We start from the raw sequence: 13,652 nt of genomic DNA, 5'->3' as shown, positions 1-13,652 counted from the left end.
GAGCTGACAATATGAATGAAACGATTGAACCTTTAAATCCGATTGCTTTTCACCTGGGGCCGATTGCTGTCCATTGGTACGGCATTATCATCGGCCTTGGCGCTTTGCTGGGCTTGTGGCTGGCGGTCAGGGAAGGCGAACGGAGGGGGCTGCATAAGGACACCTTTGTCGATTTGGTGCTTTTTGCGATCCCGATTGCGATTTTATGTGCAAGGGCATACTATGTCATTTTTCAATGGGGCTATTACAGTGAACACCCGGACCAGATTATTCAAATATGGAACGGCGGCCTTGCGATCCACGGCGGACTGATCGGCGCCGTACTGACGGGAATCATTTATGCGAAGGTCAAAGGGCTTTCGTTTTGGAAGCTGGCTGATATTGCTGCTCCAAGCATCCTGCTCGGTCAGGCGATCGGCCGCTGGGGAAACTTTATGAACCAGGAAGCGCACGGTGAGGCGGTGTCAAGAGCATTTTTAGAAAACCTCCACCTGCCTGATTTTATCATCAATCAAATGTACATCGACGGGCAGTACTACCAGCCTACCTTTTTGTATGAATCGCTGTGGAGCTTCACGGGAGTCGTCGTTCTGCTTCTTTTAAGAAAAGCGAATTTAAAGCGAGGCGAGCTGTTCTTAATCTATGTCATTTGGTATTCGATGGGACGCTACTATATCGAAGGCCTGAGAACGGACAGTCTGATGCTGACGGCGAACCTTCGCATCGCCCAGGTGATTTCAATCGTCCTGATCCTCAGTGCGGCTGCGCTGATAGCCTACAGACGTTTCAAAGGGCGAGAGATTAAACGGTATCAGGAGATGTAGCGATTTTACAAAGGGGAGACAGCAATGAAGGGAACTTTAAAAGCCGGTGCTGTGGCGGGACTGAAAACGACGTGGACACTCGGAAAAGTGATTTTTCCTGTCACGCTGATTGTCAGCCTGCTTCAGCACACACCGGTGATGGCCTGGTTGATCAAACTGATCACGCCGGCGATGGGAATTTTCGGGTTGTCAGGGGAAGCGGCGATACCGCTTGTGCTCGGCAACATGCTGAACTTGTATGCCGGAATTGCGGGGATTTTAACGCTTGATTTGACGGTTAAAGAAGTGTTTATTTTAGCGGTGATGCTGTCGTTTTGCCACAATTTGATTATCGAATCGACCGTTGCATCAAGGGTCGGAATTAAAATATGGCTTATTTTGCTTGTGCGCATCGGCCTCGCCGTTTTTTCGGCCTTTATCATTAACCTTGTCTGGCACGGCGGTCAGGATGCGGCCCAATACGGCTTGATCTCTGCGAAAAGCGCCGCTCCTTCCGGCTGGCTTGAAACTGCGCTTGAAGCCGTCACCAAGGCGGGTCTTGGCGTCCTTCAGCTTGCAGCCATCGTGATACCGCTGATGATCATCATTCAATATATGAGAGACCTTGGCTGGCTGCATACTTTTTCAAAGTGGTTTGCACCGCTGACGAGAATGCTCGGCATGAAAGAGAACACCTCAATGACGATGGTTGCCGGGCTGACGATCGGCCTTGCATATGGGGCCGGCGTTATGATCAAAGCGGTCGAAGAAGACGGCGTCAGCAAAAGAGATGTAACGCTCGCGTTTATTTTTCTCGTTGCCTGTCACGCGGTTGTGGAAGACACATTGGTATTTATCCCGCTCGGCATTCCGGTCTGGCCTCTTTTGTTGATCAGGCTTGTAACCGCGATTCTGCTGACGATCGCGATTTCGCGCATCTGGAGAAAGCCGGGTTATTCCGTTCGCAGAAAGGAAGCTTTGTATGAAAGTTAATACGGTTTTATTTGATTTGGATGGAACGCTAATCAATACAAATGAGCTGATCATCGCCTCATTTTTGCACACGCTCGACCATTATGCACCGGGACGCTATAAACGGGAGGATGTCCTTGCTTTCATCGGACCTTCCCTTTATGAAACGTTCTCAAGCATTCAAAAGGATAAGGCTGAAGAAATGATCACCATGTACCGGACATTTAATCATCAGATGCATAATGAACTGGTAACAGAGTATGAGACGGTTTACGAGACGCTGGAACGCCTCGCGGAAGAAGGGTATAAGCTCGGGATTGTCACGACAAAGCTGCGGGACACCGTTATCATGGGGCTTAAACTGACGGGGCTTGATGCCTTTTTCGAGACGGTTGTGACGCTGGATGACGTCAAGCGGCCGAAGCCAGATCCCGAGCCTGTTTTGCTCGCCCTTTCCAAGCTTGGCAGCCGTCCGGAAGAAGCCATCATGATCGGTGATAATTACCACGATATATTAGCAGGGAAGAACGCCGGAACGAAAACAGCAGGCGTTGCGTGGACGATTAAAGGAGAAGAAAGCCTGGCTAAACACGAGCCTGATTTTATGCTCCAGCAAATGAGCGATCTCCTTCGCATTCTTGAGGTGGAGAAAGCTTGAGAAAAACGAAGCGCTATCCGGTGTCCGGCTCCAATTCCTTATGGCACATCTATCAGACGGTTCCATTTTTTAAAGTGGTCAAAAACTTTATCGTCATTCAGGCAGCGCGCTATACGCCGTTTCTTGGGATGAAAAATTGGATGTACCGGACGTTTTTGCGGATGAAAATCGGAGAGAAATGCTCATTTGCTTTAATGGTCATGCCGGATATCATGTTTCCTGAAAAGATCTCCGTCGGGCGTAACACCGTGATCGGCTACAATACGACCATTTTGGCGCACGAGTATTTAATAAAAGAATATCGGCTCGGCGAGGTTGTCATCGGCGATGAAGTCATGATCGGAGCCAATACGACGATCCTTCCAGGCGTCGAAATCGGAGACGGCGCCGTCATTTCCGCCGGTACGCTCGTTCATAAAGATGTGCCTCCGGGCGCTTTTGTCGGCGGCAATCCGATGCGGCTGATCTATACAAAAGAAGAAATGGAAAAAAGGTTGGAGACCCCCGCTGAATAAAGAACGGGGGCCTTTATTTGCAATCAAAGTTAAAATTCATGATTGTTCCTTTCCGTAATATGCTTCACACCGATCCACTTCTTTCCGACTTTTGAGTACCTTGTATTTGTCATCGTAACGGAACTTGTACTGCTGTCGGTTCTGAAGATGGCCTCTTTCATGTTTGTAATCGTGCAGTTATCAATATTGACCACTGCCTTAAATGTCGAGCCTCCGAGCTGGCGAATGAATTTGCCTCCTTGATCCGCAGTGAAATTTTTCACGGTAAATGTACTCGCTTTATTAATCTGAAAGATTTTGTCCGCGGCAAGCCGGGCTGATCCTCCGTTAATCGTGACATTTCCTTCGCTTTTGACAGTCAGGGCATCTTCGCCGACATCTTCCCAAACAACATTGCTTATAGAAGCGTTACCATAAGTGTGAACACCGTCAGCAGCAGGAGCGCCAAGCACGACATTTTTGAGCGTTGCACCATTCTCCACTTTGAAAATCGGTTTTTGATCTTCGCGCTGGCTTCCGTCCCCCAGCTCCGGACCTGCAATCAACCGCTCGCCTTTCCCGTCATACGTTTGTCCTTTTTCGACTACGATCGTTTTGTGAACGACCTCGGCGGCCGAGGCTTTTTCGGGCAGAGCCTGTCCAAACCCGCAGACGAGCAAACCTGACAAAATAACCGTACCTGCTAATCTCTTCATCATTTTCATCCTCCTCATGAAATATTGTTCAAAACAGATTTGTCTCCCTTAGATGAAAGCAATTTCTAGACCTTTTGCAATAAGATGAGACACCTATTTCGGTACTATCATATATGCGAGCTTGCTGAAAAGTAAACAAATAATTTGAATATTATGAAAAAACAGTAAATTGAACACGTGCAATGAGGTTTTTTTCTGTATTTTGGATGTGATGAAAGGGTAAAGAGGCTTATTTTAATAGGGGTTGAAAGAACTAAAAAAGGCAGGGGTTAATCTGCCTTTTTAAGCGGCGATCACGATCGCCTGACTGCCCATTTGTGTCCATGATTTCTCAAAATTTTCTCTGTCTGTTTTTCTGTTTTTATATCCGTACGGATCATTCAAATAAACGTAATCCTCATCATAGCCTGTCACGGCAACACTGTGAACGCTGTACGTCACATCGATTTTACCTGACGGCGTATTCCATGTTTCCATATCGTTGACTGGACTGAAATGAACAGTGGTGATAACCCAAACCGGTCTTCCTTGATTCAGCTGTTCATATATTTTCTCCGGCTCACTTCCCGTCAAATCGACAGCTTTAGTACCTGCGTATGAATAGGCCAAATCGTAAATCGGGCCATGGTAGACACTCAGTCCGGGTCCGTTTTCCATATCTCCCACAAAGCCGTCGTTAGGATTTCCCTTTAAGCCGCTTTCATAGTGCAGAGGCACTCTTTTCACCTCATTGGCAAGCTCATTTTTTGTGACATGATATCCGCTGTAGTTTAAGATCATCGCCAGGCTGGCGACTTCGCAGCCGTTATAAAGCTTCGGCGAGTCCATTTGGTTGATCAGCGGGACGTCAAGCGGCTGATGCACTTCTTTATTGTCAGCAGCATTCTTATGGCTGCTGTGCAGCATTTCGGCTAACGGGCTTAACGCATCTTTAGAAAACAGTATAAGAACGGCGGTTATAAGAGCTGCTACGAAAAAAATTAAAAAAAGAGTTTTGAAAAATTTCATTCTGAGTCTCCTGTCTTCCCTTTGCTGGTTTGGTTAAGGCAAAGATTTGCAATTGTTTATATTATAACATCAAGATGTTCATTACATAAAAGTTATCATTTCCCATACGGTCCGGAGTCTATTTTAAGAGCGGCTGTTGATTTTGATTCTTTTATCTGTTAGCATATTATCATATTAGCGAACTAAAGGATTCGGAATTTTCCTTCAAACAGTTATGGGGGTGCAAGTGTAGATGTTTATGTTTGAAAAACCGCATGGCATGCGGGATACGCTGCCTGTGCTTTACGAAACAAAGAAAAAGGTGCGCTCTTCATTAACAGAGGTGATGGCTTTGTGGGGGTATCAGTTCATGGAGACACCGGCCCTTGAATTTTATGATACGGTCGGTGTGCAGTCGGCCATATTGGATCAGCAGTTGTTTAAACTCCTTGATCAGGAGGGGCAGACGCTCGTGTTAAGACCTGATATGACGGCCCCGATCGCAAGGGTGGCGGCCTCAAAGCTTCATAAAGATGATCACCCGCTTAGAGTGGGCTATGCTGCAAATGTGTTCAGGGCACAGGAACGTGAAGGCGGACGTGCCGCCGAATTTGAGCAAGTCGGCGTCGAACTGATCGGCGATGGATCTACAAGCGCTGACGCAGAAGTGATTGCACTCGTCATTTTTTCGCTTAAAAATGCCGGCCTGACTTCATTTAAAATCTCGATCGGCCATGTCGGAATTTCAGATGCTTTGTTTGTGGAAGTTTTAGGAAATGAAGAAAGGGCTCATGTCCTGCGGCGCTATTTATACGAAAAGAACTATGTCGGCTACCGGGAGCATGTAAAATCCCTCAATTTATCCTCAATTGATAAAAGCAGGCTGCTCGAGCTTTTGGAGCTGAGAGGCGGTATTGAAACGTGCGGCAAGGCGGCATCGATCATCGATTCTGAAAAAGGAAAACGCGCGGTTTCAGAACTGAAGACGCTTTGGGAGACACTCGGCGACTATGGTTGCACGGACGACATTAAACTTGATTTAGGCATGGTCAGCCATATGAGCTACTATACGGGTGTTTTGTTTGAAATCTATGCTGAAAACGTCGGCTTTCCGATCGGAAACGGCGGCAGATACGACCAGCTTCTCGGCCGCTTCGACTCACCCGCTCCGGCAACCGGTTTCGGCATCAGGACTGACAGGCTGCTAGAAGCATTGAAGCCGACTGAAGAGCAAGAAAAAATCGATGTCGTCATCTTCAGCACGGAACAGAGAAAAGAGGCGATCAAATTTGCCGAAGAAGAGCGAAGAAAGGGCAAAAAAGTCGTTATACAGGACTTAGCGGGAATCGGAGATATTGACCAAATGACAAAGTCTTTTCAAAACGTGACCTATTTTATCGGGGCCAGAAAGGAAGAGAAGCATGGGTAAGGAATTGACGATTGCGATGCCGAAAGGGCGGATATTTGAAGAAGCTGCCGATATGCTTCGAAAAGCAGGCTATCAGCTCCCTGAAGAATTCGATGATTCGAGAAAACTGATCATTCAGGTGCCTGAAGAGAACCTTCGCTTTATCCTCGCCAAGCCGATGGATGTCACAACATATGTCGAGCACGGGGTGGCCGATGTCGGAATCGCCGGCAAAGATGTGCTGCTGGAAGAAGAACGCGATGTCTACGAGGTTCTTGATTTAAACATCAGCAAATGCCGTCTTGCCGTAGCCGGCCTGCCAGAGACGGCGGCCGACAACGTTGCGCCCCGGGTTGCGACCAAGTATCCAAATGTCGCGTCAAGCTACTTCAGGGAGCAGGGAGAACAAGTGGAAATCATCAAGCTCAACGGTTCGATTGAACTCGCTCCCTTGATCGGGCTTGCCGGCCGAATCGTTGATATCGTATCAACAGGACAGACTTTAAGGGAGAACGGGCTGGTTGAAACCGAAAAAATTTGCGACATCACGTCACGTTTCATCGTAAATCCTGTCAGCTACCGAATGAAAGACGCAGTCATCGATGAAATGGCTTCAAAACTTTCTCTTATTGTGGAAGGGGAAAAAGTAAAATGAAGATCAAAACCATCAGCGGAAATACGTCGGTTTCCCTAAAGCGCACCATTGACGCCGGAACGGAAGAGCAAAGAAAAGCGGTCCGCGGCATTATCGATGAAGTGAAAAAGTACGGGAATTCAGCAGTTTCCGCATTCACAAAACAATTTGACGGAGCGGATGTGGCCGACTTTCGCGTTTCTGAAGAGGAAATCAAGGAAGCATACATCACGCTCAATGAACGTGATCTCGAGATTATTCGGGCGGCGATTTTTAACATTAAAGAATATCATGAGCGGCAGCTCGCATCATCATGGTTTTACCACCGCAAGGACGGAACGATGCTCGGCCAGAAAATCACGCCCCTGGATTCAGCGGGAGTGTACGTGCCCGGCGGAACGGCTGCTTACCCATCATCCGTTCTGATGAATGTTATTCCGGCGCTTGTTGCCGGTGTCGATCGCATCGCCCTTGCCTCACCTCCGGGAAAAGACGGCAAATTGTCGGCGGGAGTACTGGCGGCTGCGGCTGAGCTTGGCGTCACAGAGATTTACAAAATGGGCGGCGCTCAGGCGATTGCCGCATTGGCTTACGGAACAGAAACCATTTCCCCCGTCGATAAAATCACAGGACCTGGAAATATTTATGTCGCCTTGGCTAAACGGGAAGTATTCGGCCAGGTTGATATTGATATGATCGCGGGCCCAAGTGAAATCGCCATTCTCGCTGACAGTACGGCAAATCACCGGGAAATCGCTGCTGATCTACTTTCACAGGCTGAGCATGATGCGATGGCAGCGAGCATTCTTGTCACCGACTCAAAGCCGCTTGCCGAATCTGTTTTAAAAGAGGTTTACGAACAGCTCGAACATCTTCCAAGAAAAGAGATTACCCGGCAGTCGATTGACAACCACGGTTTGATCTATGTTACAAAGACGATGCATGAAGCTGTTTCCGTCATCAATGAGCTCGCTCCTGAACATTTGGAAATTTTAACAGCTCAGCCTGACGCCCTGCTCGGACAGATCAAACACGCGGGAGCCATTTTCCTGGGCCGCTACAGTTCAGAGCCGGTGGGAGATTATTTTGCGGGCCCTAATCATGTTCTGCCGACTAACGGCACAGCCAGATTTTCAAGCCCGCTAAATGTGAGCGACTTCCAAAAGCGCTCCAGCATCATTTCCTACAGCAGGGATGCATTCCGCGAGAATGCCGAGAGCATTGCGGCCTTTGCAAGATTGGAAGGACTTGAAGCCCATGCAAGAGCAATTGAATCCAGAAACCGGGAGGAAGACTGATGAGAAAAGCCGAACGGGCAAGAAAAACCAATGAAACTGATATTAAATTATCCTTTCATATTGACGGAGAAGGGAAAGCGGATATTCAAACGGATGTCCCGTTTATGACGCATATGCTCGATTTATTTACAAAACACGGGCAGTTTGACCTTTCAGTTGAAGCGAAAGGCGATGTTGAAATCGACGACCACCATACGACGGAAGATATCGGAATTTGTCTCGGACAGGCGCTTTTGGAAGCGCTCGGAGATAAACAAGGAATCAAACGCTACGGTTCGAGCATAGTGCCGATGGATGAAGCGCTCGCCCAGGTTGCGATTGATCTGAGCAACAGGCCGCACCTCGAGTTCAGAGCCGAATTCCCGAGCCAGAAAGTCGGAACCTTTGATACAGAGCTTGTCCATGAATTTTTGTGGAAGTTTGCGCTGGAAGCGCGAATGAATCTTCATGTCATCGTTCATTACGGTACGAATACTCACCACATGATCGAGGCGATTTTTAAAGCGCTGGGACGTGCGCTTGATGAAGCGACATTGATCGATCCGCGGGTTAAAGGAATTCCGTCAACGAAAGGAATGCTGTAAATGATCGGTGTCATAGATTACGGAATGGGAAACCTGTACAGCGTCTCTAAAGCGCTTGAACGGATCGATGCCCCTTATTTCGTCTCCGAGCATCCGGATGAACTTAAGAAAGCGGACAGCTATATCCTTCCGGGAGTCGGCGCTTTTCGGGATGCGATGGAGACTTTAAGCCAGACCGGCCTGAAAACATTTATTCAAGATGCCGTAAGTGAAGGAAAACCTCTTCTCGGCATATGCCTCGGTATGCAGCTGTTATTTGAAGAAAGCGAAGAACGCGGGGCGTCAAAAGGACTCGGCCTTTTGAAAGGAAAAATCGTTAAACTGAAAGACCGTGACCAAGCGGGAGATCGCTTAAAAGTGCCTCACATGGGCTGGAATCTTCTCACGGTCCACCGCGACTCTCCGCTTTTACCAAAGACGAAAGAAGGGTATGCGTATTTCGTTCATTCGTATTATGTCTGCGGAATCGAAGAGGAAGCTTTGCTTGCCAGCGCCGAATACGGTGTGCGTGTGCCTGCTGTCGTCGGTTTTGGCAATGTATACGGCGCCCAGTTTCATCCGGAAAAAAGCAGTGCGGTCGGCATGTCGATCTTAAAGCGTTTCAAGCAGCTTACACAAGAACAGAAGGTGAAAAAATGAGCGAGTTTACTGTATACCCTGCCATTGACATGAGAAAAGGCAAATGCGTCAGGCTCATCCAGGGAGATTATGAAAAAGAAACGATTTACGGTCATTCCCCTCTGGATATGGCCTCCCGGTTTGCTGAAGCGGGGGCAGACTGGATTCATCTTGTCGATTTGGACGGGGCAAGAGAAGGCAAAAAAGTGAACGACAGACACGTCATAAGCATTGCTGATGAACTCAACGTTAAAGTGCAGGTCGGCGGCGGCATCAGAACCGAAAAAGACGTATATGACTACTTGTCGCAAGGTGTTGAAAGGGTGATCTTAGGCAGCTCGGCCGTATCAAATCCCGAGTTTGTCAAAAACATGCTGAAAGCTTACGGCCGGCATATCGCAATCGGTCTTGACGCAAGAGACGGATTTGTTTCGACTGAAGGATGGCTTGAGACCTCCTCCGTTAGAGCGGAAGAGCTTGGCCTCGAGCTTGCGAATGAAGGTGCGGAAGTTTTTATCTTTACCGACATTGCGACTGACGGAATGCTGTCAGGACCGAATATCAGCAGTACAGTGGAGCTTGCCAGGGCAACCGGCAAACAAGTCATTGCCTCCGGCGGTGTCAGCTCTCTCGCCGATCTTGAGGCGCTCGCTTCCCGGACTGTGGAAGGCGTCTCTGGCGCCATTGTCGGAAAAGCGCTGTATACCAATCAATTTACCGTGGCTGAAGCGCTTGAAAGGGTGGCGGCAAAGTGATCACAAAACGAATTATCCCGTGTTTGGACGTAAAAGACGGCCGCGTTGTCAAAGGTGTGCAGTTTGTTGACTTGAAAGATGCCGGCGATCCCGTTGAGCTGGCTGAAGTATATGATCGTGAAGGCGCCGATGAGCTTGTTTTTCTCGATATCTCGGCATCCCACGAGGGGAGAAAAACGATGGTTGACGTCGTTGAAAGAGTGGCGGCCAAGCTGGCGATCCCATTTACCGTCGGCGGCGGCATCAATCGTTTGGATGATATGAAAACGATCCTGCGGGCCGGCGCCGACAAAGTTTCCGTTAATACGGCTGCCGTTCTCCGTCCGGAGCTGATAACGGAAGGCGCTGACTTTTTCGGTTCTCAATGCATTGTCGTCGCGATTGATGCAAAATTCGATCCGGAAGCTGATCAGTATTATGTTTATACACACGGCGGACGTAAAAAGACGGACCTTGAGGCCGTCTCATGGGCGAAGGAAGCCGTTCAGCGGGGAGCCGGTGAAATCCTGCTGACAAGCATGGATGCAGACGGAGAAAAGAACGGATTTGACTGCAGGCTCACAAAGCTTGTGTCAGAAGCTGTTTCAGTCCCCGTCATTGCATCCGGAGGCGCAGGTCATGCGGGCCACATGTATGATACATTTGCAGAAGGACGGGCGGACGCGGCTCTTGCCGCATCTATCTTTCATTACAAAGAAACATCTGTAAAAGAAGTAAAAGCTTATTTAAAAGAGCGCGGGGTGAATGTAAGATGATCAAGGCAGACGAGTTGACATTTAATGAAGCCGGCTTGATCCCGGCGATTGTCCAGGATGCAGCGAGCAAGGAAGTGCTGACACTTGCTTATATGAACAAAGAATCGTTTGAAAAAACGCTGGAAACGAAGGAGACATGGTTTTTCAGCAGATCGCGAGGAGAGCTCTGGCATAAGGGAGCGACGTCAGGAAACATTCAGCGTGTGATAGACATCAGGCTTGACTGTGATCAGGATGCGCTCATCGTGCTGGTCGAACCGGCGGGACCGGCCTGTCATACAGGAAGCTACAGCTGTTTTTCGCCCGGCGAACATATCAGACAGACTGATGGCGGCCGCTTTGACATCATCAATGAACTTGAAACGGTGATTGCTAAACGGCAGGCTGAAATGCCTGAAGGCGCATATACGACATATTTGTTCCGTGAAGGCGTTGACAAGATTTTGAAGAAGGTTGGCGAAGAAGCGGCGGAAGTCATTATCGCTGCAAAAAACCGGGATTCTGAAGAGCTGAGATGGGAAGCGGCTGACCTTCTTTACCATCTGCTCGTTTTGTTGAGGGAGCAGTCCCTGCCGCTTGATGATGTGCTTGGCGTCCTGAAAGAGCGCCATGAAGGCTCTGAATCATAAGCGCATTGCTTACACCCAAAAAGCTAACTGCCTTTTGGGTGTTTTCCCGTGTTTAATTTCATTACGATTTGCTCTCCGATCGGCCCCATTTTTCTTTCCCCTGTGTCTGCAAATCCGGCTTTCACATACAGGTGCTGGGCCGCGGTGTTTTTCACGTTCACAACCAGCACGATTTCATGACAATGGGTGAACTCCTTGGCGACAAATGCAGGAAGCTTGAGCATTCCTTCTTTTGCAAAACCTTTTCCCTGGTGCTTTCTGTCGATGGATAGCGCCGTTAACAGCATGGCGTCCGGGTTGTCCGAATAGTCTTTTACCCTCTCGGTCGCATGCAGGATAAAAAATCCGACGGGTTCGCCTTCGCTTAAAATTACGATTGGAAACTGACCGTCCGTCTGTTTTAAAACCTCTTTCGGCAACGCGGTAAATCGATGCTGTTCTTCAGGAAGCTCGAATTCGAGAAGCGCAGCTGAATGTTCTTCCGAGAAATGCTTCAATTGTATTGATCCGCTTTTTTTCACATGATGAACCCCCTTTCTATGATCATACAATGGGAACGTATATTCGTCACTATCTAGTGCTAAAAAAAGATTTTGCCCTGGTTAAAATAAAAAGCGTACTTCCGATATAAAACCTACCTTGAACCTTCTGAAAGCCCTATGCGCTCCAGTGCTCCAAACGTCAGGAATAAAATGGTGAAAAAACCATATGTGGAAAATGAAGAGAATTTTCTCGAAACTTGTTTTTGGCCTATTAAGCCTGCTGGAAACTATGTTATACTACTCACGGTATATAGTTTGAAATGGAGGGTATCTGTGGGAAAGTACACTTCTGAACACCATAAAGATTCGAGAATTGTCCAACTGTTCCAAGATGGGCAATATTTTTATCATAAAGGGCTCAAAGCATATAGAGAACGCAATTTATCCCGCGCAAGCAAGCTCATTCAGAGAGCGATTTTTCTTGAACCGGAAAACACGGGAATGCTGTCCCAACTTGCTGTTATTTACACTGAAATGGGATTTTACCAGCAATCAAATGAACTTTTGGACTTTATCCTGACGAACATCAACGAAAAAATGACTGAATGTTATTATTTTAAAGCCAACAACTATGCGCACCTCGGCCTTTTTCACGAAGCCTATAAAGCAGCGGAGACTTATTTAAAAGAAGACCCGGACGGCGAGTTCAGCGAGGAAAATGCGGAGCTACTTGATTTATTGGATATGGGAGAGGAAGATGAGGGCTATTCGCAGTTTGATCAGGACGACTTGATTCTGAAACAGGATCGGGCGAAATCACTGCTGGAAAATGGACAGCTTCAGGAATCGATCGTGATGCTTGAAGAAATCACTTCCGATTACCCCGAGTTTTGGTCAGCTTACAACAACCTTGCACTGGCATATTTTTATGCCGGAGACATTCAGAAAGCCAAAACGACGATTTTTTCGGTCTTGGAAAAAAGCCATGGAAACCTGCATGCGCTTTGCAATCTTCTTATTTTTTATCACTATGAACGACGGGACGATAAGGTCGAGGCGCTTTCCGAACAGCTTTCCAATGTTTATCCGATGCTGTTTGAGCAAAGGTATAAGCTCGGCGCCACGCTGTCCCTCGTCGGCAGATACGATCTCGGCTATAAATGGCTGAAATCACTCTACCGCATGGGATTTGAAGGGGATGAGACCTTTTATTACTGGCTCGCCTGCTCAGCTTACTACACCGGCCGCACTCAATTTGCCCGGTCTGTATGGAAAAAGATGCAGGAAGAGTATCCGGATGACGCCCGCATGGAGCCGTGGAAAGAACGGAAGGAAAAGAAACCTGTCCAGCGGCCGCTTGAGGAGCGCCTTGCCGCGTACTATATCAGCGGAAGAAAAGGGGAAAAAGCCCAGCTGAAAGCGGTGCTTGATTCACAGATGGCAAAAACGCCGTTTGAAGATCAGTTTGTCAGGCTTGTGCTTTACGGGGAAAGCAGTGCAGCCGTTGATTCAAAAGACGCACTTCTTGCTTACAGAACTGCGAAAGCGATTGAACAAGCGGATCAGTCAGCGATGGAACAGGAGGCCATGTGCTTTTGGATTTTTCATGTCATTCAGCAGATCAGGGCTTACGGCCTTCAGCTGAAAAATGCCGGCGGGCTTGCCGCGGCGATCTATTACATTTGGAAGACCGAGCATCAGGAGCGGCTGACAAAAGCTGAAACCGCAAAAATCTTCCATATCTCGCCCGGAACGCTTTCAAAGTATGAACGTACATTAAAAGAACATCTATAGAAACAGGTGTGAACTTCACTGTTCAGCCTGTTTTATTATGTGAGCAAAAAAATAGCGATTATTCA

At 48.0% G+C, this 13,652-nt stretch carries 16 protein-coding genes; 13 read left to right on the top strand and 3 right to left on the bottom strand.

Features of this window, described 5'->3' with window-relative positions; genetic code table 11:
* The first annotated feature begins 11 nt into the window (after positions 1 to 11).
* The 4 genes from lgt to M1D59_RS19000 are packed head-to-tail and all read left to right on the top strand — an operon-like array spanning position 12 to position 2,948.
* Positions 12 to 824, top strand: a complete 813-nt coding sequence (gene lgt / locus M1D59_RS19015) for a prolipoprotein diacylglyceryl transferase (RefSeq protein ID WP_020453077.1) — start codon at positions 12 to 14, stop codon at positions 822 to 824.
* 24 nt (positions 825 to 848) lie between these two features.
* Complete coding sequence (locus M1D59_RS19010) at positions 849 to 1,796, top strand: nucleoside recognition domain-containing protein (protein ID WP_458117601.1); 948 nt, start codon at positions 849 to 851, stop codon at positions 1,794 to 1,796.
* The gene (gene ppaX / locus M1D59_RS19005; RefSeq protein ID WP_458117600.1) at positions 1,786 to 2,433 is read left to right on the top strand and encodes a pyrophosphatase PpaX; all 648 of its coding nucleotides are present in this window, start codon (positions 1,786 to 1,788) and stop codon (positions 2,431 to 2,433) included. Before M1D59_RS19010 ends, ppaX begins: the two co-directional genes overlap by 11 nt.
* Positions 2,430 to 2,948, top strand: a complete 519-nt coding sequence (locus tag M1D59_RS19000) for an acyltransferase (protein WP_023856365.1) — start codon at positions 2,430 to 2,432, stop codon at positions 2,946 to 2,948. The genes ppaX and M1D59_RS19000 overlap by 4 nt, the downstream gene beginning before the upstream one ends.
* A 29-nt stretch (positions 2,949 to 2,977) precedes the next feature.
* On the opposite strand, the gene M1D59_RS18995 is transcribed toward M1D59_RS19000, so the two are convergent.
* Positions 2,978 to 3,646, bottom strand: coding sequence for a pectate lyase (locus M1D59_RS18995; RefSeq protein WP_458117599.1), 669 nt, complete (start codon positions 3,644 to 3,646; stop codon positions 2,978 to 2,980).
* A 279-nt stretch (positions 3,647 to 3,925) separates the two neighbouring features.
* Positions 3,926 to 4,651: a C39 family peptidase gene (locus M1D59_RS18990; RefSeq protein ID WP_026580157.1), complete on the bottom strand. Its 726-nt coding sequence runs from the start codon at positions 4,649 to 4,651 to the stop codon at positions 3,926 to 3,928.
* A gap of 232 nt (positions 4,652 to 4,883) precedes the next feature.
* On the opposite strand from M1D59_RS18990, the gene M1D59_RS18985 reads away from it, so the two are divergent.
* The 8 genes from M1D59_RS18985 to hisIE are packed head-to-tail and all read left to right on the top strand — an operon-like array spanning position 4,884 to position 11,311.
* On the top strand, positions 4,884 to 6,059 hold the full coding sequence (locus M1D59_RS18985) for an ATP phosphoribosyltransferase regulatory subunit (RefSeq protein ID WP_197407088.1): 1,176 nt from the start codon (positions 4,884 to 4,886) through the stop codon (positions 6,057 to 6,059).
* The gene (gene hisG / locus M1D59_RS18980) at positions 6,052 to 6,693 is read left to right on the top strand and encodes an ATP phosphoribosyltransferase (RefSeq protein WP_023856361.1); all 642 of its coding nucleotides are present in this window, start codon (positions 6,052 to 6,054) and stop codon (positions 6,691 to 6,693) included. The genes M1D59_RS18985 and hisG overlap by 8 nt, the downstream gene beginning before the upstream one ends.
* Positions 6,690 to 7,970: a histidinol dehydrogenase gene (hisD, locus tag M1D59_RS18975; RefSeq protein ID WP_458117598.1), complete on the top strand. Its 1,281-nt coding sequence runs from the start codon at positions 6,690 to 6,692 to the stop codon at positions 7,968 to 7,970. The genes hisG and hisD overlap by 4 nt, the downstream gene beginning before the upstream one ends.
* Complete coding sequence (gene hisB, locus M1D59_RS18970) at positions 7,970 to 8,554, top strand: imidazoleglycerol-phosphate dehydratase HisB (RefSeq protein ID WP_231005559.1); 585 nt, start codon at positions 7,970 to 7,972, stop codon at positions 8,552 to 8,554. Before hisD ends, hisB begins: the two co-directional genes overlap by 1 nt.
* The gene (hisH, locus tag M1D59_RS18965; protein WP_039073040.1) at positions 8,555 to 9,193 is read left to right on the top strand and encodes an imidazole glycerol phosphate synthase subunit HisH; all 639 of its coding nucleotides are present in this window, start codon (positions 8,555 to 8,557) and stop codon (positions 9,191 to 9,193) included.
* Entirely contained in the window at positions 9,190 to 9,927 is a 738-nt protein-coding gene (gene hisA, locus M1D59_RS18960; protein WP_105979687.1) for a 1-(5-phosphoribosyl)-5-[(5-phosphoribosylamino)methylideneamino]imidazole-4-carboxamide isomerase, read from the top strand. The genes hisH and hisA overlap by 4 nt, the downstream gene beginning before the upstream one ends.
* The gene (hisF, locus tag M1D59_RS18955; protein WP_144497821.1) at positions 9,924 to 10,682 is read left to right on the top strand and encodes an imidazole glycerol phosphate synthase subunit HisF; all 759 of its coding nucleotides are present in this window, start codon (positions 9,924 to 9,926) and stop codon (positions 10,680 to 10,682) included. Before hisA ends, hisF begins: the two co-directional genes overlap by 4 nt.
* Positions 10,679 to 11,311: a bifunctional phosphoribosyl-AMP cyclohydrolase/phosphoribosyl-ATP diphosphatase HisIE gene (gene hisIE, locus M1D59_RS18950; protein WP_096748337.1), complete on the top strand. Its 633-nt coding sequence runs from the start codon at positions 10,679 to 10,681 to the stop codon at positions 11,309 to 11,311. The genes hisF and hisIE overlap by 4 nt, the downstream gene beginning before the upstream one ends.
* Positions 11,312 to 11,334: 23 nt before the next feature.
* Here the strand turns inward: hisIE and M1D59_RS18945 are convergent, their stop codons facing one another.
* On the bottom strand, positions 11,335 to 11,832 hold the full coding sequence (locus M1D59_RS18945; RefSeq protein WP_145624947.1) for a GNAT family N-acetyltransferase: 498 nt from the start codon (positions 11,830 to 11,832) through the stop codon (positions 11,335 to 11,337).
* Between the two features lie 294 nt (positions 11,833 to 12,126).
* Between M1D59_RS18945 and M1D59_RS18940 the strand changes: the two genes are divergently transcribed.
* A complete protein-coding gene (locus M1D59_RS18940; RefSeq protein WP_105979695.1) occupies positions 12,127 to 13,587 on the top strand; it encodes a tetratricopeptide repeat protein in 1,461 nt (486 codons plus the stop codon).
* Positions 13,588 to 13,652: the final 65 nt, after the last annotated feature.

The sequence above is a fragment of the Bacillus sp. PK6-026 genome (genome assembly GCF_054161455.1).
The sequence above is the reverse complement of the archived record's forward strand: the minus strand, read 5'-3'. Positions and strand labels throughout refer to the sequence as shown.